This window comes from Streptomyces sp. NBC_00122 (genome assembly GCF_045160845.1).
Classification (GTDB): domain Bacteria; phylum Actinomycetota; class Actinomycetes; order Streptomycetales; family Streptomycetaceae; genus Streptomyces.
The window spans coordinates 6,185,101-6,205,054 of record NZ_CP108191.1 but is presented as its reverse complement, the minus strand read 5'-3'; the positions used below and the strand labels follow the sequence as shown (position 1 = coordinate 6,205,054).

The 19,954-nt window shown below is 68.3% G+C and carries 16 protein-coding genes, 1 tRNA gene and 4 pseudogenes; 12 read left to right on the top strand and 9 right to left on the bottom strand.

Annotated features, from left to right (window positions below):
* Nucleotides 1–210 precede the first annotated feature (210 nt).
* Nucleotides 211–1,023 carry a DUF2182 domain-containing protein gene (locus tag OG737_RS28370; RefSeq protein WP_328929052.1) on the bottom strand — a complete coding sequence of 271 codons (813 nt, stop codon included), beginning with the start codon at nucleotides 1,021–1,023 and terminating at the stop codon, nucleotides 211–213.
* Between the two features lie 214 nt (nucleotides 1,024–1,237).
* Between OG737_RS28370 and OG737_RS28365 the strand changes: the two genes are divergently transcribed.
* Nucleotides 1,238–1,891: a DUF1326 domain-containing protein gene (locus OG737_RS28365; RefSeq protein WP_328929051.1), complete on the top strand. Its 654-nt coding sequence runs from the start codon at nucleotides 1,238–1,240 to the stop codon at nucleotides 1,889–1,891.
* Nucleotides 1,892–2,125: 234 nt separating this feature from the next.
* Nucleotides 2,126–2,530, top strand: coding sequence for an FKBP-type peptidyl-prolyl cis-trans isomerase (locus OG737_RS28360; protein WP_405922129.1), 405 nt, complete (start codon nucleotides 2,126–2,128; stop codon nucleotides 2,528–2,530).
* A 249-nt stretch (nucleotides 2,531–2,779) separates the two neighbouring features.
* On the opposite strand, the pseudogene OG737_RS28355 reads toward OG737_RS28360, so the two are convergent.
* Both OG737_RS28355 and OG737_RS28350 read right to left on the bottom strand, forming a co-directional pair.
* Nucleotides 2,780–3,724: pseudogene (locus OG737_RS28355) on the bottom strand (hypothetical protein); the annotation flags it as partial.
* 176 nt (nucleotides 3,725–3,900) lie between these two features.
* On the bottom strand, nucleotides 3,901–5,016 hold the full coding sequence (locus tag OG737_RS28350) for a serine hydrolase domain-containing protein (protein WP_328929049.1): 1,116 nt from the start codon (nucleotides 5,014–5,016) through the stop codon (nucleotides 3,901–3,903).
* Between the two features lie 162 nt (nucleotides 5,017–5,178).
* Here OG737_RS28350 and OG737_RS28345 point away from each other — a divergent pair, with 162 nt between their 5' ends.
* From OG737_RS28345 to OG737_RS28330, 4 genes and pseudogenes are all read left to right on the top strand, one after another.
* Nucleotides 5,179–6,063 carry an AraC family transcriptional regulator gene (locus OG737_RS28345; RefSeq protein WP_328929048.1) on the top strand — a complete coding sequence of 295 codons (885 nt, stop codon included), beginning with the start codon at nucleotides 5,179–5,181 and terminating at the stop codon, nucleotides 6,061–6,063.
* A 278-nt stretch (nucleotides 6,064–6,341) separates the two neighbouring features.
* Nucleotides 6,342–7,979 carry a serine/threonine-protein kinase gene (locus OG737_RS28340; protein WP_405922128.1) on the top strand — a complete coding sequence of 546 codons (1,638 nt, stop codon included), beginning with the start codon at nucleotides 6,342–6,344 and terminating at the stop codon, nucleotides 7,977–7,979.
* Nucleotides 7,980–8,621: 642 nt separating this feature from the next.
* Nucleotides 8,622–9,296 (top strand): hypothetical protein, encoded by a 675-nt coding sequence (locus OG737_RS28335; protein WP_405922127.1) that lies wholly within the window; start codon nucleotides 8,622–8,624, stop codon nucleotides 9,294–9,296.
* 235 nt (nucleotides 9,297–9,531) lie between these two features.
* Nucleotides 9,532–9,936: pseudogene (locus tag OG737_RS28330) on the top strand (transposase).
* Nucleotides 9,937–10,057: 121 nt separating this feature from the next.
* Here OG737_RS28330 and OG737_RS28325 read toward each other — a convergent pair.
* A complete protein-coding gene (locus OG737_RS28325; RefSeq protein WP_328929044.1) occupies nucleotides 10,058–10,258 on the bottom strand; it encodes a hypothetical protein in 201 nt (66 codons plus the stop codon).
* 236 nt (nucleotides 10,259–10,494) lie between these two features.
* On the opposite strand from OG737_RS28325, the pseudogene OG737_RS28320 reads away from it, so the two are divergent.
* The 4 genes and pseudogenes from OG737_RS28320 to OG737_RS28305 all read left to right on the top strand — a co-directional run.
* Nucleotides 10,495–10,569, top strand: a pseudogene (locus OG737_RS28320) (dihydrofolate reductase); the annotation flags it as partial.
* A 71-nt stretch (nucleotides 10,570–10,640) separates the two neighbouring features.
* The gene (gene amcA, locus OG737_RS28315; RefSeq protein WP_405677263.1) at nucleotides 10,641–10,901 is read left to right on the top strand and encodes a multiple cyclophane-containing RiPP AmcA; all 261 of its coding nucleotides are present in this window, start codon (nucleotides 10,641–10,643) and stop codon (nucleotides 10,899–10,901) included.
* 68 nt (nucleotides 10,902–10,969) lie between these two features.
* Nucleotides 10,970–11,644: a pentapeptide repeat-containing protein gene (locus tag OG737_RS28310; protein ID WP_405677265.1), complete on the top strand. Its 675-nt coding sequence runs from the start codon at nucleotides 10,970–10,972 to the stop codon at nucleotides 11,642–11,644.
* A 14-nt stretch (nucleotides 11,645–11,658) separates the two neighbouring features.
* The gene (locus OG737_RS28305; RefSeq protein ID WP_405677267.1) at nucleotides 11,659–12,378 is read left to right on the top strand and encodes a hypothetical protein; all 720 of its coding nucleotides are present in this window, start codon (nucleotides 11,659–11,661) and stop codon (nucleotides 12,376–12,378) included.
* Between the two features lie 106 nt (nucleotides 12,379–12,484).
* Here OG737_RS28305 and OG737_RS28300 read toward each other — a convergent pair whose 3' ends face one another.
* Nucleotides 12,485–13,015, bottom strand: coding sequence for a transposase (locus OG737_RS28300; protein WP_331743259.1), 531 nt, complete (start codon nucleotides 13,013–13,015; stop codon nucleotides 12,485–12,487).
* Nucleotides 13,012–13,551 (bottom strand): winged helix-turn-helix domain-containing protein, encoded by a 540-nt coding sequence (locus OG737_RS28295; RefSeq protein ID WP_331742905.1) that lies wholly within the window; start codon nucleotides 13,549–13,551, stop codon nucleotides 13,012–13,014. The genes OG737_RS28300 and OG737_RS28295 overlap by 4 nt, the downstream gene beginning before the upstream one ends.
* A 248-nt stretch (nucleotides 13,552–13,799) precedes the next feature.
* Between OG737_RS28295 and OG737_RS28290 the strand changes: the two genes are divergently transcribed.
* Nucleotides 13,800–13,873: transfer RNA gene (locus tag OG737_RS28290), tRNA-Met, on the top strand.
* Nucleotides 13,874–13,968: 95 nt separating this feature from the next.
* Here the strand turns inward: OG737_RS28290 and OG737_RS28285 are convergent.
* Nucleotides 13,969–15,229: pseudogene (locus OG737_RS28285) on the bottom strand (IS701 family transposase).
* Nucleotides 15,230–15,377: 148 nt separating this feature from the next.
* Between OG737_RS28285 and OG737_RS28280 the strand changes: the two are divergent.
* Nucleotides 15,378–15,782, top strand: coding sequence for a type II toxin-antitoxin system PemK/MazF family toxin (locus OG737_RS28280; RefSeq protein ID WP_328929038.1), 405 nt, complete (start codon nucleotides 15,378–15,380; stop codon nucleotides 15,780–15,782).
* Between the two features lie 227 nt (nucleotides 15,783–16,009).
* Here OG737_RS28280 and OG737_RS28275 read toward each other — a convergent pair whose 3' ends face one another.
* Both OG737_RS28275 and OG737_RS28270 read right to left on the bottom strand, forming a co-directional pair.
* Nucleotides 16,010–17,275: an IS701 family transposase gene (locus tag OG737_RS28275; RefSeq protein WP_405922126.1), complete on the bottom strand. Its 1,266-nt coding sequence runs from the start codon at nucleotides 17,273–17,275 to the stop codon at nucleotides 16,010–16,012.
* Nucleotides 17,276–18,972: 1,697 nt separating this feature from the next.
* The gene (locus OG737_RS28270; RefSeq protein WP_405922125.1) at nucleotides 18,973–19,938 is read right to left on the bottom strand and encodes a pirin family protein; all 966 of its coding nucleotides are present in this window, start codon (nucleotides 19,936–19,938) and stop codon (nucleotides 18,973–18,975) included.
* Nucleotides 19,939–19,954 lie beyond the last annotated feature (16 nt).

Sequence of the window (19,954 nt, the reverse complement as noted above, 5' to 3'; positions counted from 1 at the left end):
ACCACCGGACGGCTCTAGCCGAGACCCTTGGACCCGGGCCCCCGCAGCACTGACGGTGTGGGCGGTACGGAGGTACTGAGTCAGGGCGGCAGTACTTATCCCTGGCCCTCGCGGTGAGCTTCGAGTCGGCCTACGGCGAGCAGGCGGACTTCGTCTTCAGCAGCGAACAGGAAGCAGCGGCACCCGCAGCACGGATGAGACCGAACCGCCTCACATCGGCGTCATCGAACTCTGCAGGCCCGGCAGCAGCCAGTCGTGGAAGAGCGCCAGCACGGCCAGTACCAGGAACGCGACGCCGGCCAGCCGGGCCAGCTGCGGCCCCCGGTACCAGAGCTTCTCCAAGAAGATCAGCACCGCCACTCCCGCCATCGCCGCGACGTTCATGACGCCGAGCGGGATCAGGAGGACCATCAGCGCCCAGCAGCAGCCGACGCAGTACGCACCATGGTGCAGCCCCACCCTCAGGTCGCGCAGCCGCGGCCGGTACGAGGCGTACCGCATCAGCTGAGCCATCGGACTACGGCAATGCCGGAGGCAGACGTCCTTGAGCGGACCCAACTGGTACAGCCCGGCCAGTGCGAAGGCGGCCGCCCCGATCCACTTGCCGACGTCCGGGTCCCGATCGACCAGGTTGCCGGTGAGCGCCAGCCCGCCGTACGCGAGGAGGCCGAACGCCGTCCACGCCATCAGGTAGCCGGAGATGAATTCGGTGGTGCGCAGCGCCCGTCTGGCACCGCTGGACTGGCGGGCGATCCCCTTTGCCCAGGTCACCGCGACGGGGGCGACAGAGGGCAGCATCATCGCCGCCATCATCGCCAGCCACAGCAGGAGGAACAGTGGCAGCGCCATCCCCATCGTGCCGGGCTCGACCCCCATGCCCCGGGCCTGGCTCACGGTGAATACCCAGGCCAGGGCCGCGATCAAGACGATCAGCGACCAGGCCACGGCGAGGTCCCGGACCGGCAGCAGCACTCCCGCCCGCAACGGATGGTCCTTCGTGTCCGGCCGCTGAACCGTACGCATGACGCACTCCCATCGGACCCTTCCAGCACAGCACGGATCCCGAGGACGGCAACCCCCTCGCCACTGGCTGCCCCGGCAACCCGGGCGCACGATGGAGGTAAGGAAAGGAATCGACCCGTTCCGGCCCCTGGGCGCGGCCGGACGAACGCGGATCACCGGGTCCGCCGCTCCGCTCCCGCGACCCGCGGTCATGGCTGCGTGAGGAGTGAGAGCGATGACACAGGCGGCAGAGACCGTGCCGGCCTGGCGTCTGGCGGGCGACTGGTTCGACGTGTGCAAGTGCAGCATTCCGTGCCCGTGCTCGTTCGCCCAGCCGCCGACCACCGGCGACTGCGAAGGCATCCTGGTGTGGCACATACGCGAAGGCGCCTACGGCGACGTCCGACTGGACGGCCTGAACGTCGTGATGCTCAGCTCCTTCGTCGGCAATGTCTGGGCGGAGCACTCGGACTCGTACGCGGCGCTCATCTTCGACGAGCGGGCCGACGACGGGCAGCGCCAAGCCCTGCAGATGATCTTCAGTGGCCAGGCCGGCAGCTGGCCCGCGCAGCTGGTGACCATGGGTGCCTTCGAGGTACGGGGCATGGACTTCGCGCCCATCGAGGTGGAGATCGACGAGGACCTGGCCACCTGGCGGGCCAGCGTCCCCGGGCGGCTCGAGGCCCGCGCCGAGGCCCTCACCGGCCCGACCACCCCGGACGGCGCCCGCGTGCAGTCGACCAACCTCCCCGGCTGCGAAACCGGCCCCGGCCAGCTCGCCACCTGGGGCCGCGCCACCACCGACCGGGCCGACGCCTTCGGCTTCACCTGGAACCGCACCGGCCAGTCCAGCAAGACCATCACCTTCGACTGGTCCGGCCCCAACTGAGTACCCTCAACCGGGCCGGCACAGGCGCGGCCGGCGGTCGCCCGGACCCGTCACGGACCCATCAGCCTTGCGCATCGCATTCATCGGCTGCGCGAAAGATCATCACGTGTGGCCGCTGGATTGGGTGTGCTCCGGGGACCGCCATTCTCGGTAGCGTGACCATCTGCTGCACGAAGTGTCCATGTGTCCGGCTGGCCCGTGCGAGGGCTTCCGACGGAGAGTGACGAGGCTGCAATGAGTGACCTGACGAAGCCCGAGGTCGACGTTCCGGAGGGTGACGCTCCTACCGAGCTGACCATCCGGGACCTGGTCGTCGGGGACGGGACCGAGGTGAAGCCGGGCATGGTGGTCAGGGTCCACTATGTCGGGGTGACCTTCGAGTCCAGGAAGGAGTTCGACGCCTCCTGGGACCGGGGCCAGCCGTACAAGTTCGCCCTGGGCAGCGGCAAGGTCATCAAGGGCTGGGACCGGGGGGTGAGGGGGATGAAGGTCGGCGGTCGGCGCGAGATCATCGTTCCTCCGCGGCTCGGCTACGGCAAGCAGTCGCCCTCGCCGTTGATCCCCCCGGGCTCGACCCTGGTCTTCGTGGTGGACCTGCTTGACTCGTATTCCAGCACAGCCGGGTGGAGCAACGCCTAGTGGCCCTGGCCGCTCCTCCCCTGCGAGGTGCTGCGTCTTCTCCCAGGGGCGGTGCCGCCGTACTCCTCGCTGCCGCTCCTGCTTCCGATTCCGCAGCGCCCGACCATTTCCGCTGCGACCCGTTGACCCCCGAAGGCTACGTGGCGGCCGACGTCCTCAACGGCCTGCCCCGCGCCGCCGCCCGAACGCTTGAACCCGGCGGCCGCGCTCGGCGGACGGGGGAGGTCCTCGGCGGAATCCACGTCGTCGCTACGCGGGCAGTGCAGGGAATACGACCACCGAGCCGTCCTTGTCGCGGGCAATGTCAATCGCCACGTCCGTCGTGCGGCTGTTGACCGTGACGCCGTCACCCAACTTGCGAATCCGGTGTGCCGCGCTCATGAGACGATCGACTTCACCGGTCGTGAAAACGGGTCGGAAACCGTTCGGGCGTGCCAGTTCCAGTGCCGACAGGCGTACCAGGACACCGGCGATGCTCGACTCCAGTTCGTCGAGGCGCTGCTGATCGCGCTTGAGTGCGCGGGTGAAGTTCTCTAACGGATTGCTGGCGTCGCTCTGGGCGTGCTCGACGGCCTGAAGGACAACCACCCGTCGCTTCAGCGAGATAGCCAGGGAAGCGAGTTCGAGGTGGGTGCGGAAGGTGCCGCCATGGTCGTCGACGCCGGGGAACGACTTGGTCAACGTGCCGAGTTCGACGGCCTCGCCCTCGGGCAGTCTGTCCAGCGCGCTCTGCCATCGGGCAATGCGGCGGTCGGCTTTGCCCAGCGCCGTGTTGATGGCATGCACCGCCGAGTCGAGTCCCAGCGAGACACCGAGCTTGCCCTGGTCGAGCAGAATGGCAGTGGCTTTGTCGATGGCGTCCCGGCAGCCGTCGAGTTCGCTGTGCTCGTCGTCGAGCTTCTCCTCCTGAAGTTCCTCCAGCAGTTTCGTGATGTGTTCGATGGCCTGCTGGCGCTTGTGGTCGGCGTGCGCGCTCACCCCCACCGCCACGGCCATGAGCACGAGCGGAGCTGCCACGGTGAGCGCCGTCCCGCCGGCGGCCGCGGCACCGGCGGCCGCACCGGCCCCGCCTACCGTGCCCGCCGCTGCCGCTCCTCCGACCGGCACGAACCTCGCTTTGGCGGCGATCCTGCCCGTCGAGTTCACGAGCTCACCGTAGATGCCACCGGCCGCCCCCTTCGGCACCATCGGGCGCCCACTGGTCACCCCGCAGTGCGCACCCGGGGTGAGAACGACGTGACCTGCGTACGCCGCGGTCTTCGCCTCATCCGGAGCTTCGTGGCCGCCCGCCCGAAGGGCCTCGCCGCCGAGCTCGGCGGCCTGGAAGAGCTCGCTGTGCAGGCGCGGACTGCCCCTTCCCAGTGGGCGTGTCAGTGCAGTCCGCTGTACGCGGCCATCATGATCTCCATGCCTCGGTTGTCCTCCTGCTGGTCCCGGTCGATCATCTGGTTCATGACGTAGGCCACCGTCATGCGTGAGCCGGGATCGCTCGCCACCAGCGAGCCGCCCCAGCCGCCCCAGCCGAAGGTGTTGCCGAACTTGCCGAAGCCCGCCGTCCAGGACATGGGCGTCCGCAGGACGCGGTCGTCACCGTGGAACACCTCCTGCCATGCGGGCTCGCAACCCTGGGGAGACAGCAGTCGCACGCCGCCGGCCGACCCCTGGTTCGCCAGTACCGACTGGACGAGGCCGACGGAGCGAGCGTTGCCGAAGCCGTTCACCGCAGGGATCTGTGCACGACGCCAGGCCACGGAGTTCACGTCCTTGACCCGGATCGCGGCACCGGTGTTCTCCCGGCGTGAGCCATCCGGCCCGGGCGGTGCAGTGGCGGTGAACTCGTCGGTCAGTGACGGCGGCGCGACGAGGGCTGCGACTCGGCGGTCATGCTCGGCGGAGAGCCCGATGTGGAAGTCGGCGCCCAGCGGCTTGGCCACTTCCTCAGCGAAGAACTCCCCGAGGCTGCGGCCGGTGATGCGGCGGACGATCTCACCGACCAGGAACCCGAAGGTGAGCGCGTGATAGCCGGCGGCGGTCCCCGGTTCCCACTCGGGCGCCTGCGCGGCCAGCGAGGTCGTCACGCTCTCCCAGTCGTAGAGCTCCTCGACCGCCGTCGGCCCGGACAGGTCCGGCAGTCCCGCCGTGTGCGACAGTACGTGCCGTACCAGCACGTTCTCCTTGCCGGCCGCGGCGAACTCAGGCCAATAGGCGGCGACGGGCGCGGACAGATCAAGCTCGCCCCGGTCGGCCAGAACCAGCGCGCACAGGGCGGTCATGTTCTTGGTCGTCGAGTTCACACCGGTGAGGGTGTCGCGTTCCCAGCTGACGGATCGGCCCGCATCGGCGTACCCGCCCCAGATGTCGACCACCGGCTCGCCGTCGATGTAGACGGCCGCCGAGGCGCCCACGTCCTCCTTGACGAGCAAAGCTGCAAGTGCCTCTCGGACCGCAACAAACCGCGGGTCGCAATATCCCTTAATGTCAGTCATGGACGTGATCCTCAGATAACGCCAGGTCTTCCTGCCCAACCATTCCCGCACTGGTTTTGTCAGGCAGGGCTCGATCAGATTCTCTCTACTCCGTCAAGACGGCCTGACCGCGCAGGGTGGGCGTTCCTGCGGTGGAGACACGAGGCGGAAGGACGAATACCCGTGCTGGAGCAGCTGAATCAGGCGCTGGACCACCTGGAGACCTGCCTCGACCGGGAGATCGACATGGCCGAGGTGGCCCGGTTCTCCGCGATGTCGGAGTACCACTTCCGACGGCTGTTCTCCGCGCTCGCCGGGATGCCGCTCCCGGTCTACGTGCGGCGCCGGCGGATGACGCTCGCCGGGGCCGAGGTGCTGGCCGGGGAGCTGACACTGCTCGATGTCGCGGTGCGGTACGGGTACGGCTCGGGCGAGGCGTTCGCCCGGGCGTTCCGGTCGGTGCACGGTATCGGTCCGGGCGAGGCCCGGCGCACGGGCGCGGTGCTCACGGCACAGCCGCGCATGTCCTTCCGTGTCGTCGTCGAAGGCAGTACGACCATGCGGTACCGGATCGTGGAGAAGGAGCCGTTTCGCGTCGTCGGCAGGAAGGCCCGGGTCCCGCTCGTGCACGAGGGGCTCAACACGGCCGCCGCGGCGCACCTGGAGAGCCTGGACGAGCAGGCGATCGTACGGATGAAGGAACTGGCCGACGGGGAGCCCGAGGGGATCCTGTCGGTGGTGGTGCACCTGACCGACAGCCGGGAGGAGGGCGCCGAGGTTGACTACTGGATCGGCGCGGTGACCGGTCCCGAGGCGGCCGCCGAGGAGCTCGAGGCCCTCGACGTGCCAGCCGGGACCTGGGCGGTCTTCGACAACCACGGGCCCTATCCGAGCGCCCTCCAGGAGCTGTGGCGGGACGTGTTCACGCAGTGGTTCCCCTCGAACCCGTACGCGACCCGGCCGGGTCCGGAGCTCTTGCGGACGCAGCCTGTGGAGATCGGCGCGGAGACCGACTCCCAGCTGTGGATCCCGGTCGAGCGGGGCAGCAGCGGGAGCGCCGGGGCGTGAGCACAGCGCGATAGCGGCGCCCTACGCGCTCCGGGTGGCTTTGCAAGCGAGTTGCGGTTCTGGCACCCGTTCCGGATGCTGTTGGTGATCTTGTCGGGGCCTGTTGGCACGGAGCCGACGCGCCCCGTGCAGCTGCCTGACTTGCAGCCAATGAGCGAGGCGGGTCGGACCTTCGGCTTTTCTGGTGGAACGGCAGGCAGAGTTCTACGCTCGTGGGACGAACGCGGCGGGCGTCGAGCCGTGAGGTATCCCCCGGGTGGGGAGACGAGGGGGGCTTCGTGCCGAGGGCAGCGTTTCAGTTTCCTGCATTGCAGTCGGATGATCCGGACAGTCTCGGGGGCTTTCATCTGGTGGCGCGGCTGGGCGAGGGCGGTATGGGGCAGGTGTTTCTCGCTCTTTCCCCCGGCGGGCAGCCAACGGCCGTGAAGGTGATCCGTCACGAGTTCGCCGGGGACGCGGAGTTCGGACAACGATTCGCGCGCGAGGTGGGCGCCGCACAGAAGGTGCGCGGTGCCCACCTCGCGCCGTTGCTGGACGCCGACCCCCAGGCCGAGCGGCCATGGCTGGCCACGACGTACGTGGCCGGGCCCTCCCTGCGGGATCTGGTGGCCGACCATGGGCCGCTGCCGACCGAGCAGGTGATGCTGCTGGCCTGGGGCATCGCCCACGCCCTCGTCGACATCCACGCCGCGAACGTGGTGCACCGGGACCTCAAGCCCGGGAACATCATGCTGGACGAGAGCGGTCCGAAGGTCATCGACTTCGGCATCGTCAAATCTCTGACCCAGTCCGTGACCTACAGGAGCCATTCCACCCGGATCGGCACTCCGCTGTACATGTCGCCCGAGCAGGCCTCGGGCCGCCCCGTCGGTGCGGCCTCCGATGTCTTCGCTCTCGGTTCTACCTTGTACTTCCTCGCCGCCGGCCGTGAGGCGTTCGCCGCGGAGAACGAGTGGGCCGTTGCCCACCGCGTCGTCGCGGACGACCCGGACGTGTCCCTCTTCACTCCCCCTTTGCGTCAACTGATCGGCGCCTGCCTGCACAAGGACCCCGACCAGCGCCCGGCACCGTTACGTGTGCTGGAGTGGTGCGAGGAGGAGCTGGGTAACGCGCTCGGTCCGGGCGCCTGGATGGGGATCACTGGTGCCCGCGCAGCTATCCAGGCGCGCACCAGCGCTTTGCGCGCCCTTACTGTCACCGACTCGGAAGCGGCAGACACCGCCCGTCGTGATCAGCCCGATTCCCCGCATATGACGGGTGGCAATGAAGGCGGCGGGACGCCGGAGACCGGGCCTGTCGCCGCATCGGCTCCGGCCGCGTTGCCGGGCACTCAGAAACTGCCGCAGCAGGTGCCGAACCCGATCGGGACTCCATCGGTGGGCGAAGTGATCGGCACCCATGTGGCAGAGATCCTCCTGGCAGCGGGAGCGCTCCTCTGGGCGAGCTTCAAGCCGATCTTTTCGGAGACCTGGAAGAAGGAGCCCTCCGGCACTCAAGTGGCACACGTACTCGAACGCTTCAACTGGCAGCACCCTTGGGAAGCAATTCCCAGCGGCATCCCCGGAGTGACAACGAGCTGGCAGGCGATACCCATCGGGATCATCGGTACAGCGGCTGGACTAGCCTTGGCAGTCCTGTTCCTGCTGAGGCTGGCCGACGACCAAGACCTAAAGAAGTGCGGCCTGGTGGCAGGCGTGATCTGTGCCGGCTGGATCACCATCGTCACGCTCCTTGGTCTGTGGGTGCTCGCGATGACACTCGGCCTGGAGCCCTCGGATGACGCCAACCCCGGATACACGATTCGCAGCGTGCTCCTGCCTGGAGGATGGCTGCTACTTCTCGCAAACGGCCTGATAGCCGACGCGCTCCGACGCACGCAGGGATACCTCGCGAGGCGGGCGGCAGACAGTGCCTGACGCTCGGACCTTTCTCACCGAGGTGGGTCAGGTCGGAGTTGCAGTACTCGTGCAGGTCCCAGCCCGCACGCCGCGGGGCGAAAAGCTGGCGCAGGCCAGTGTCAGAGCGGGGCCCTGGCGTTCGCTGGATGGATGAGACGGGCACCGGCTGCCGCTGCTCAGACCCCTCCGTGCTGTGGCTCTGCGCGAAGCCCACCAAGAGCGGCCAGCCCTGCGGCAGGCCCCTGTCCGCCTGCCGCCAGCACCGCGACGACCCGAGGCGCTCCATACGCGCCGCAGCGCGGCGCGGGGAGCTCCGGCAAGATCACCAACAGCATCGCTTCCGTGATGACTACGCCAGGAGGACGGCCCGCGTCCAGGCCAGCTCGCCTGCGTGCAACCGCTTGAGCGGCTCGGGGTCTGCGCTCGAAGCACTCGGGGCTGGAGGCCTGGGCCTTCACGGTGGCACGGTCGGCACCCGCTGCTGGCCGAGTCGATCGATGGCTGGCCAACATTCCGGCTTCCCTCCTTCATGCGGAAACTCCTGCGCAGCACCATCCGCGAGGGCCGAATCGGGTCCAGATTCCAACGCCGATGGCGCTCCGGTCTGCAATGTTGTTGAGTAGACGTTCCAAGTGATCTGGATGTTCAGAGGAGTTGACGGTGAAGAGGGCGACACGGGGGATAGCGCTGGCGGTGCTGGCGGTGGTGTTGGCCGGGTGCGGAGGCGATCCGGCTGGCCGCGCGAACGGCGACTCCCTGGAGGGGCACGAGAGTGCGACGTCGCTCACGTTGTCCGCGGAGCAGGTGCGTGTGGCGATACCGAGCGGCGGGAGCCTTCCTGAAGGCTGGATCGGGGGAAACTGGGCGTCCAAGCCGCAGGTGGACGAGGGTGCGAAAGCGGCAAAGGAGTGCGGGCCCGATACCCAGACGAGCTGCGCCGGGCTCACGGCCTACGGCCACCGGTCCGTCGAGACCAAGGAAAACGCGGAATCGACGGGCAAGGGGGCACCTGTGTGGTTCCACATCTACTCCTTCGACACCGCCGAGAACGCGGGCGTGGCGTTCAAGGGCCTGGCCGCCAACAAGCGCAAGCAGGCGTCGCAGGGCGGGAGCCCCCCGGCGCCGCTGACCGTCTCGGCGGGCGCAGACGAAACGGATGCGTTCTCCGAAGACGTCAGCGGCGAGTACAGCGTTCAGGTGATGATGCGCGTGGGCGGGGTCGTCGTCTACCTCAAGGGATACGACCAGAGGAAGCCGGACGACCTGCAAGGACTCGCGAAACTTCAGATCGACCGGATCAGGAAGACAGCGGAGGGCAAGAACCCCGACGCGTGACGGCACTCGCGGCCCGGGCCCGCGAGGCCCGGGCCGCTGGCCCGCGTCGGCTACTGCTCTGAACTCACCGTCTGCACCCACACTCGCGACAGCAGTAGTCATCACGGAACTGATGCTGTTGGCGATCTTCGCTCGGTGGGGTGAAAGCACTTCGACATGCTGTTCGTGCTGGCGGTCGGTGTGCTGCTGTTGTCGAGCGGGGTAGTTCTGCCGGTCGGAGGGGGCCGGGACGGCGATGGGGTTTGCTTCGGGTCGTGTGGTGCCGGCTCTGACCGTGAGGATGGCCCGGGCGAGCAATCCGCGGGGCACTGCGGCGATGTGGATGCGTGACCGCCTGGACGAGTTGTTCGTGGACGAGGATTTCGCCGACTGGTATCCGGAGGACGGTCGCCCAGGCCTGTCACCGGCCCGGCTGGCGCTGGTGTCGGTGTTGCAGTACACGGAGAATCTGACCGATCGGCAGGCGGCGGAGGCCGTCCGATGCCCTCTGGACTGGTAGTACTGCCTGCGCCTGGAGCTGGATGACGCGGGATTCGACTTCTCGGTGCTGAGCGAGTTCCGTGACCGGCTGACACAAGGGGACCGGGCGGACCGGCTGCTGGCGGTGATGGTCGAACGTCGGTGCTCGGCGATCCGGTAGCGGGCGTAGCCCAGACGTTCGGCATGCCGGGCCAGGTCAACCGTGCGGTGCAGCGCCAGTGCAGGGGTCGAGTCCGAAACAAGGGGTGCGAGGTCCAACGCCGACAGCGGGCACGAGCTCGTCAGGGCCGGTGAACGGGTGGGGGCTCATTGGGGTCGACGGGGACGGGCGTGCCGTTCGGGCCCGTTTTGTATCTCCTCAGGGTGCAGGGGTTGCCGTCGGCGTCGTACCAGCCCTTGAAGACACGCTCGCCGAAGAGGGAGTAGTCCTCCGATCCGGCGAGGATGCCCGTGGTGTATTCGTACCGCTCCTCGTCGCTCATGGGTGAGCTGCGGGGGGGTCTCGTCTGGTTGATCGGCCATGGCGCCTCTTTCGTCTGCGTGGGATGGCCGAACATGTGGGGCCGGAGAGCTGGTTCCGGCGGAAGCACGACAGCGCCGGCTTCGGACCCCACAGGGCTGAGGTCCTCGGATAGATCTGAGGACGGGCCGCGAGCCGAGATGAGTCCTGCGGCGGTGGCGGTCGTAGTGTCGCTCCTGTCTCCGAGGAGGACTTCTGATGCGCAACGTGACCTACTCGATGGGCGTCTCCCTTGACGGCTACATCGTCGGGCCGGACGGCAGCTTCGACTGGCAGGTTCGACGGGACCCGGACCCGATACTGCACCACCGCCAAAATCGCCCTACTCGAAGGAGTCACGCGACATGTCCGTTCACACGCCCACTGACGCCACCACGCTCGTGATGGACTCGGCGGAGGGATTCGAGTCCCTCCTGGAGGCCGCGGGCACCGCCGTCGTCGCCCGCTGGGAGAACGCCTGGACCAACGCCACCTGGAGCAACCAGCCCACCTCCGAAGCCGCGCACGCCAAGCCCCTCGCCGCGTTCGACAACCGCCCGACCTGGGACAACCCCACGGCCGCCTTCGACAACCGGCCCACCTGGGACAACTGGAAGAACAAGTAGCACCCGCCGACATCGGGGCGATCCCGCCGCCCGCGCGGGGTCGCCCCGCCCCAACGACAAGGAGCACCATGGCCATCCGCACCTTCGGCCACGCCACGATCACCCTGCCGGAGCTGGACGAGCCCGGCCTCTACCTGAATAACGTCGACAGCCTCGACAGCTCCCACGGCACCGTCCAGGACTTCGCGTACGGGGACGCCGATCTCCGATCACTCGACCTCGCGGACACGCAGCTCGTCACCGGCCGGATCGCGGGCGTCCGCGCGAAGCGGCTCGAGTTCGAGGCGGTCAACCTCCACGGCGTCGAGATCAGCGACAGCGAGCTCGGTTCGGCACGCTGGACCGGCAGCAAGCTGACCCGCGTCCACGTCCGGGACTGCAAGCTGATGGGCGCCTCCCTGGACGGCCTGGTCCTCGACGACGTGCTGTTCGAAGGCTGCAAGCTCGACTTCGCCACCTTCGAGAAGGTCCGCGTCACCGGCCCCGTGGCCTTCATCGGCTGCGTCCTCAAGGAAGCCACGTTCACCGACTGCGACCTGTCCGACGTCGTGTTCACCGACTGCACGCTCCGGCTCACCGAATTCGGCACGGGCCGCTACCGCAACACCGACCTCCGTGAGAACGATCTGTCGGCAATCCGCGGCCTCGCGAACCTCGCCAAGGTCCGCATCGACCCCGGCCAGCAATCCGACCTCGCCGAAGCCCTCGTGAACGAACTCGACATCACCATCGGGGACGACTAACCCAGGAGGACCCCGTGCCCCTGCACATCGCCTACGGCGACCCCTCCGCCCTCCGCGCCCGCTGCGAGATCGCCACCGTCCGGACCACCCGCCCCGAGGAGACCGCATACGAGCCCGGCGCGCTCATCCCCGCCGGGCAGTGGCGCCCCATGACCGAGGTGGATGTCAAGGCCGTCACAGCCCCTCGCCGCCCCCTGGACAGCACGCTGGTGGAGGTCGTCCGGCCCCCGTACCGGGAAGGACTCCCGCTTGAAGCCCTCACCGACCCCCTGGGCGACCCGGATGCGGTGTACCTCGGCCAAGCCTTCGCCAAGGCCGAAATGACCACCACCACCGACAACTACGAAGACGGCCGGCTGATCGGGCTGCACCTCGACAACTGGGACAAGCTCCCGTACGCCGGCAAGCACACCGGACGCCGCAGGATCTGCCTCAACCTCGGCCCCGGAGTGCGGTACGTCATTCTCGGTGCCATCGACGCCCAAGCGGTCTGCCGAGCCGTCCACCCCGACTACCACGCCGACCGCTACCCGCACACCCAGGACTACCGCGACTACGTCGCCAGCGGCCGCCCCATCGGCATCATCCGAATACGCCTAGCCCCGGGCGAAGGCTATGTAGCTCCCACCGAGTACCTGCTGCACGACGGTTCAACCGAGGCCCAGGACCGGCCATCAGCCGCCGCATTCTGGCTCGGGCACTGGCCCCGCGGCATCCTGCCCTCCCTCATCTGACCTCTCGCGCCGATGCCTTCCGTGGGACTCAGACTGATAGCAAGGCCACCCGGTAGGCCCGCGGCACCACGCGAACCGCATAGCTTCGCAACCGTTACTGAGTTTTTCAGGGTGGGGTCGGTTGGGTGAGGCCGGTGGCGGTGAGGCAGCCGTCTATGAGGTGGGGTCTGAGTTGGATTCTGCGTAACTCGCGGCGGAGGACACGGTCGAGGTCGTCGGGTGTGTCGAAGGCGGTGTTGGCCATTGCTCTGCGCACGAGTGACCAAACGGCCTCGACGGGGTTCAGGTCGGGCGCGTAGGGCGGGAGACGGATGGTGGTGAGCCAGTCGTGCTCGGCCTCGTACCGCTTCAGCCCGGCGGCCAGGTGGGTGTTGAGATTGTCCCAGACCACCACGATCGGGCCGCCGAGCTGGATATGGGCCCGCACCAGCAGGTCCCGGTAGTCCTTCCAGGAGAAGCTCTTCCGGGCGCCTTTGAGGAGGAGGTGGTTGCGGGGCCGGTGGATGAGGCGGCTCTTTTCGCCGGGTTTGTAGCAGCACAAGGCGGCGACCGAGGTCCGGCGGCGGGACCTGCCCCTCACCCGGATGACGGGGGTGTGTCCGCGCCGGCCCCAGGTGCGGGCGCGGGGCGGCGTCATGGAGAATCCGGCCTCGTCCTCGAAGACGATCCAGCCCCCGTGGGCCGCCGCGAGGCTTTTACCCGCGGCCACACCTCCTTCTTCCACAGTTCGATGGCGTGCTCGTCACGTTCGAGGGCTCTGCGGGCGGGTGCCTGCCAGGACCAGCCGTGCCGCTTCAGCAGCCGCCACACCGTCGCCACCGACAGGCACAGCCCGAACCGGCGGCGGATCACCGTCCGCACCCGCATCAGAGTCCACCGCTGATCCTCGAAGCCGTGCCCGGCCGGGCCCTTGCCGAGTTCCTCCTCGAGCACGGCGAACTGGGCATCTGTGACAGTCGGCTCGTTGGCCGGACCCGCCGATCGCAAGCCCTCAAGCCCGCCCTCGCGCCAGGCACGGCGCCAGCGTTCCACCGACCGCACGCTCACCCGCAGATCCTTCGCGATCACCGCGGTCTTCTCACCCGTCGCGAACCGGTCCCCGGCCTGGAGCCGGATCCCCTCCCGAAACGCCCGACGCTCAGCGGTCAGGCCCCCACCCTCCGGATAACGCATACCACCGGCATACCGCAGGGATCATCAAGTGTCACTACCCGACGACAACCCGAAAAGCTCAGTAGGACATCCTCGGAAACAGCAGTGCGGGCCGCCGCTCCCCGACAGCGGCGGCCCGCACTCCCCCATGACGCCGGAGGCGGGCAGAGATCGGATGCCCCTGCAAGCTGCCAGCGCTTGCGGCAGCAGGTCGGGCAGGAAAATCTGGCGAAGCCCAGGCCAAAGGTGCCGTATGGTGGAGGCATCGACGCGGGGTGGAGCAGCTCGGTAGCTCGCTGGGCTCATAACCCAGAGGTCGCAGGTTCAAATCCTGTCCCCGCTACTGCTCAGAAGGGCCCAGATCTCCAATAGAGATCTGGGCCCTTCTGCTGTATCCGGCACCGACGTTCTTAGTACTCCAGCAGTAGATCGTGATCTTCATGGGTGAGGGGCGGCTTGGCGGCGGTAGTGACTGTGGCGGGCGCGGGCCTGGTGGCGTCGGCGCCAGGTTGACCAGCGCAGTCGGTGGACGGTGTCGCGGGCTGGTTGAACGATCAGGGCGATGAACAGGCGCTGGATCTCGTTACAGGTGAGGGGGATCAGTCCGCTGGGGCTGGTCCCGTCGTCTGCTGGGGTCTGCTCGCGGCGTTCGAGGGTCATGGTGACGGCGAGCAAGGCGTGGGCGCGCAGTGCGAGGGTGACCCAGCGGTACCAGGAGTCCCAGCGTCGCACCTGATGGTCGTCAAGTCCCGCCAGTCCCTTGGAACTTTGGAACATCTCCTCCACTGTCCAGCGACTGCCTGCGACCGTGACCAGGGTGCTGAGCGGGACGGGGCGGGGAGAATAGCAGCGGTAGTAGGCCAGCTCCCCGGTGGTGCGGTTGCGGCGGATCAGCAGGTGCTGGTGTCCGGCCGACTGGCCTGTGGTGATGGCGACCAGCGCCCAGTCGTACCAGCGGTGGCCCTTCGCGCCGCGTCCGGCGGACAGCTTCTGCCAGGCGTGGCGCGGTATCTTCCTGGCCAGGTGGTCGGCGCGCTGCGGGCCGGCCGGGGTGGGGATGCGGTTGGCGCACGAGACCGCGAGCACGTAGCCCAGTTCGCGTGTCTCCAGGGCGGCTCGAAGTTTCGGGTTGTCGCCGTAGACCTCGTCGCCGGCTGCCCATGCGGCCAGGGTCCCGGCGTCCGGGGCGCGTTCGATCATCTGCTGGGCGAGCTGCGGCTTGGTGGCGAAGCACACCTCGTCCGGGACGGCGGCCTGCTCGCGGCGTTCGATGTCGCCGGTCCAGGACTTGGGCAGGTACAGGGCGCGGTCGATACCCGCGTGCCCGTGCCGGGAGGTGTAGGTGAGGTAGACGGAGACCTGGGAGTTCTCGATCCTGCCGGCGGTTCCGACGTACTGGCGTTGGACGCCAACAGTGTGCGTGCCCTTCTTCAGGGCGCCGGTCTCGTCCATCACGAGCACGGCCTGCTTGTCCGCCAGATGCTCCAGCACGTAGCCGCGCAGGTCGTCGCGGACCAGGTCGGCGTCCCACTTAGCCCGCCGGAGCAGGTGCTGCAGCCCGTCCGGGGGTGGTGTCTCCGATGTGCTCGGCTATGGTCCAGCAGTTCTTGCGCGGCAGGTCCGACAGCAGCCCCAGCACCAAGCCTCTGATCCGACGCCGGGGTTCAACCCGCGCGAAGCGGCCCGCGATCCGCTGCATCAGGCCCTCGAATGACTCCTGCCACCGGGCACGGTCTACGCTGTGACCTGCGGCCACCGCATGATCTTCAATCTTCACACACCGATGATCAACGGTGGTCGCACCCGTTTTCACAGCGCCCTCACCGCAGATCGCGCCAGGAGGACATATGCAACGCGGCGAAGTCTGGTGGGTTGAGTTCGATGAGCGACGGCCGGTCGTGCTGCTGCCGGGAGACGAGGCGTCCGGGTTCCGGGCGATGCAGGTCGTCGCTCCGGCGGGCGTCGACATCAGCGATCTCGGCGTCGAAGTGGCCGTGGGCGCCACGGAAGGACTGCCCTTCGAAGGCGTGCTGCGGTTCGCGTTCCCGCGTCCAGGCTTCACCCCTTGCACGTGGCTGACCACCGTGTCCCGTGACGACCTGGTCGAACGGGCAGGCGTGCTGTCCTCCGTGAAGCTCAGCGAGATTGAGGACGCCCTCCGTGTTGCTGAACAGCCGAAGGAGTGGACCGCGACGGCAGCCGCGAAGCTCAGCGAGATGAAGGATGCCCTCCGCCTCGGTGGACTGGAGTAAGCGGGCAAGGGACGGACGCCGCCAATGGTGTGGGCGATCTCGTCCAGATGATCAACGCTGGCCATCTCCGCGGCGTCCCACACCAGCAAGATCACGATCTACGGCTGGACTACTAGTAGGGCTTGGTCAGGTTGGGGCTGGTGTGGGTATGTCGCGGTGACAGGTGGGGCAGGCGCCGTTCCAGGTGGCGAGGAGGGTCTGCAGTTCGCGGACGATCCGGTAGAGGCTCAGGCCGGCGCCGTGTCTTTTGGGGCTCTGGCCAGCCGCTGCAGGGTGCAGAAGGCGTGGGCGACGGAGACGAGGGTGACGTGGTGGTGCCAGCCGTTGAAGGTGCGGCCCTCGAAGTGGGCGAGTCCCAGGGCCTGTTTCATCTCGCGGTAGTCGTGTTCGATGCGCCAGCGGAGCTTGGCCAGGCGGACCAGTGTGGTCAGTGGGGTGTCGGCGGGCAGGTCGGAGAGCCAGAACTGGACGGGTTCGCCCTGGTTGGCCGGCCACTCGGCCAGGAGCCAGCACTCGGGCAGTTCCGGGCTGTCGGCCGCTTGGCGGACCTCGCGTCCGGCGGGCCGGATCCGCAGGGTCACGAACCGCGAGTACATCCGTTTGAAGCCGCTGCGGCCGGTGCCGGGCCGGGAGCCCTCACGCCATTGCACCGGCTTTGCCGCCTTCCGGCCGGCCGCGATGACCAGCTGTTTCACCGACTGCGGCTTGTCGGGGTACTTCTCCACCGGCCGGCGTCCGATCCCGGAGTACGGCTCGGCGACCGGTAGCGCGTGGCCGGGCTGGGCCGAGAGGGTGGTGGAGATTCCCACGACGTAATTGAGGCTGCGGGCCTGCAGGCCGTGCCGGAAGGCCGCCGCGTCGCCGTATCCGGCATCCGCGACGGCCACCGGCACCTCGATGCCCCACGAGCGGGTCTCATCGAGCATGTCGAGTGCGAGCTGCCATTTCTCCACATGCCCGATGTCGTCGGGAATCTGGCAGGCGGTGCGACGGGCGACCTTGGCCGGGTCCGCCTTCGGCGAGGCGGGATCCCAGGTCTCGGGCAGGAACAGCCGCCAGTCGACCGCCGCCGAGGCGTGATCCGAGGCCAGGTGCAGGGAGACGCCCACCTGGCAGTTGGTGACCTTGCCCGCAGTGCCGGTGTACTGCCGCGACACACACGCCGAGGCAGTGCCGTCCTTGAGGAACCCGGTGTCATCGAAGACCAGTACGGTGGGCCGGATCGCCTTTTCCATCTTCCAGGCCAGCCGGGCCCGCACATGCGCGGGGTCCCACGGGCTGGTGGTGATGAAGTGGGCCAGGGCCTGACGGTTACCGTCCTCGCCCAGCCTGGCGGCCATCGGCTCGACGGACTTGCGCTGCCCGTCCGTGAGCAGGCCCCGCAGGTAAACCCGCCCCCACCGACGCTGATCCTTACGCGCGAATGGCTCGAAAACCTCTGTCGCGAAGTCCTCCAACTCGCCACGTACAGCTGCAATTTCCTCCGGCGTCACACGTCTGCAACGACACACCGAACCCGCAGGACACGCAACACCAGCCCCAACCTGACTAAGCCCTACTAGCACCCCCGCCGCAGAGCCCGCGTCTCTGCTTGACCATCGCAACACGGGCGAACGCGCCCTCCTTGACCGCCGCCTGCGTACCGTCAGACGCTGACCTGCGTCTTCCTCGCCGCGCACCGCTCTCGACCGCGCCAGAGCGTTCACGGCAGAACCGCCAGCCCGATACCAGTCCGCAGCCCAAGTGCCGAACCGGTGGCGCGATCACGCCGCAGCGATGACGTCGCTCAACCCTCCATGCCCGGCGGCGCCCCGGTGATCACCGCCCGTGGCGAACCCGCCGGGCTCCTGCCCCGTCCGGGCTTGCGCCGGGTCCCGGATCCACCCCCGCCAGCACCGGCAGATGCTCAGCTCCACCGCCGTACGGCCGCGTCACCCCACTCATCCCCATCCCTCTTGTTATGCAAGGAGTTCGCCATGCCCGTTGCTGGCAAGGCGGGCTGTTTCAACCTGCGGAATGGTTGTCGCTGGGGGATGGCCAGCGCGCTGGCCGAAGGTGCGGTCGGTCTGCCTGCTGTGGGTTCGGGCGGCGTGGGTCTGGGTTGTGACTGAAGGTCCGACGACGAGCCCAAGAGCCTCCATGAGGTGATCACGGACAGCTTGAGAGCGACCGCGCACTCGCCTGGGTGTTCAGAGAGTTCTTCCACCTTGCCTTCCTCCCGTCTCCCAGGTGTCATCACCACCGGCTCGGCGGTGCCACGCCAAGGCCCTAGCGGTGAAGCCAGCGGTGCCCGCTGCCCACCCAGCCCCCATGACACCCGACGTCTGCCGCGCCCCTCCACACCCACCACGAACGGGCGTAGGGCGCCGGGCAGGGTTTCGTACGCGTCCTCACCGTCACCACTTGACCTGAGTCACCCCCCGCCCCACACCGGGGCCTCGGGCACGTCAGCGATGTCCGTTTGCAGGAAGCCGGGCCATTGGCGGGCCAGCACCCCGACGCCTGATCATCACGTGAGCACCCGACAGGCCCGGGCCACACAGACCGCCGAGGGCTTCTGACGCCGGCAGGTCCGCGACTGACACCAGGCACCGACCAAGATCCGGACCATTTACGGACCAGCTCCCTCCGTGAAGCTGCGGGCATGGCCATTTCCGCACTCAGCATGAGTACCTCTGCTGTACCACCAGGAGACGAAGAACCTGCTTACAACCTCGACGACCGCGCCTCGTACGACGCCCTCACGGCAGGAACAGGCCGACCAGCACTCGCTCGTGAGTTCGGGAACGCCATACCTGCTCGCTCCCGCAGCGCACTGCCGGGATTTCGATACTGCGTTCGACCAGGCAAGCGCCCGTAGGCCGCGAGCAGCGCTGCCCGAGGCCCGCGCCACTCCTGAAGCCACCTGCTCGGTACAGCGTGTTGTACCGAGCAGCGTCAGGCTGCGATCGCCCCCACGCCTGAGGTAGCGGGACGCCATCAGACCTGACGAACTGTCACTAAAGTCAGCATTGGGTCAGCATTGGTCCTGGCAAAGCTGACCCCAGCTGGTCACACATGGGAAACGTCGACCGCCCGAGACGGGCCTCCGGGAGCGCCCGCCGCTCCCTCCGCAGGAACGATCTCCGCAGGAGTGGCGGCCTCTCTTCGGCCGGTCTCGGCCGATCTGGATACTTCAGAAAAGCGCAGGTCAGCGCACCCGACCACGCGCTTTCAGAGGCCCCGGCGGGAGCTGCGGCGCAGGGATCGGAGGGCCGTCGTAGCCCTTCACTTCGCCGTACCGGGAGCCTTCCATCCAGTCCTTGCGCGCCTGTACGATCTCCTCGTTGGAGCGGCCGATCCAGTTCCAGAACATGACGATCTCCTCCTCGAACGGCTCGCCGCCCAGGAGCATCAGGCCCGCGTCCGACGAGGCCCGCAGGGGGAGTTCCGTGCGGCCGCAGCCGAGGTAGAGCATCGAGCCCGGGACGACCGGGACGCCGTCGACGTGGGCCTCGCCGGACATGGAGAGGACCGCGTACTCGAAGTCCGGCTCCAGGGGGAGCCTCGTCTCGGTGCCCGCCGCGAGGGCCAGGTCCGCACCGACGATCGGGGAGTACGTGGACCCGGGCGAAGTCGCCGTGTCCAGGGTGCCCAGGACGACCGTGGCGGTCAGGCCCGGGGCGGTCACGTGCGGGAGCTCCGCGTAGTGCTGGAAATGGGGTTCCACGTCCCGGTGGGCGTCCGGCAGGGCCACCCACAGCTGGGCGCCGTGCAGGAAACGGGCGTGCGGGCGCGGGCTCTCCTCGGAGTGGCTGATGCCGCGCCCGGAGGTCATCAGACCCAGCTCGCGCGGACGCACCGTCGCCAGGCTCCCCACGCTGTCGCGGTGCAGCACCTCGCCCTCGTGGAGCCAGCTCACGGTCTGGAGCCCGGAGTGCGGATGCGGCGCGACCTGCATACCGGGCTCGTCCGCGATGTCGTCCGGGCCGTAGTGGTCCACGAAGCACCAGGCGCCCACCATGCGGCGGCCCAGGTTCGGCAGGAGCCGGCGCACCTCTGTGGACTCCCCGAGCTTGACGGTGCGCGGGCTGAGGAGTTCGCGTACCGGTTCGGCCACGACGAAACCGCGGCCTCCGCACGTGGAGAGAGCGGGCTGGCGATCGAGATTGCTCATGCGGACAACCTAGCCG

What these genes read in the sequence shown, in the direction of transcription:
- OG737_RS28370 (WP_328929052.1), bottom strand. Translation starts at nt 1,023, where the DNA reads ATGCGTACGGTTCAGCGGCCGGACACGAAGGACCATCCGTTGCGGGCG.
- OG737_RS28365 (WP_328929051.1), top strand. Translation starts at nt 1,238, where the DNA reads ATGACACAGGCGGCAGAGACCGTGCCGGCCTGGCGTCTGGCGGGCGAC.
- OG737_RS28300 (WP_331743259.1), bottom strand. Translation starts at nt 13,015, where the DNA reads ATGACGCCGCCCCGCGCCCGCACCTGGGGCCGGCGCGGACACACCCCC.
- OG737_RS28350 (WP_328929049.1), bottom strand. Translation starts at nt 5,016, where the DNA reads ATGACTGACATTAAGGGATATTGCGACCCGCGGTTTGTTGCGGTCCGA.
- OG737_RS28270 (WP_405922125.1), bottom strand. Translation starts at nt 19,938, where the DNA reads ATGAGCAATCTCGATCGCCAGCCCGCTCTCTCCACGTGCGGAGGCCGC.
- OG737_RS28295 (WP_331742905.1), bottom strand. Translation starts at nt 13,551, where the DNA reads ATGCGTTATCCGGAGGGTGGGGGCCTGACCGCTGAGCGTCGGGCGTTT.
- OG737_RS28325 (WP_328929044.1), bottom strand. Translation starts at nt 10,258, where the DNA reads ATGAGCGACGAGGAGCGGTACGAATACACCACGGGCATCCTCGCCGGA.
- amcA (WP_405677263.1), top strand. Translation starts at nt 10,641, where the DNA reads ATGTCCGTTCACACGCCCACTGACGCCACCACGCTCGTGATGGACTCG.
- OG737_RS28310 (WP_405677265.1), top strand. Translation starts at nt 10,970, where the DNA reads ATGGCCATCCGCACCTTCGGCCACGCCACGATCACCCTGCCGGAGCTG.
- OG737_RS28360 (WP_405922129.1), top strand. Translation starts at nt 2,126, where the DNA reads ATGAGTGACCTGACGAAGCCCGAGGTCGACGTTCCGGAGGGTGACGCT.
- OG737_RS28280 (WP_328929038.1), top strand. Translation starts at nt 15,378, where the DNA reads ATGCAACGCGGCGAAGTCTGGTGGGTTGAGTTCGATGAGCGACGGCCG.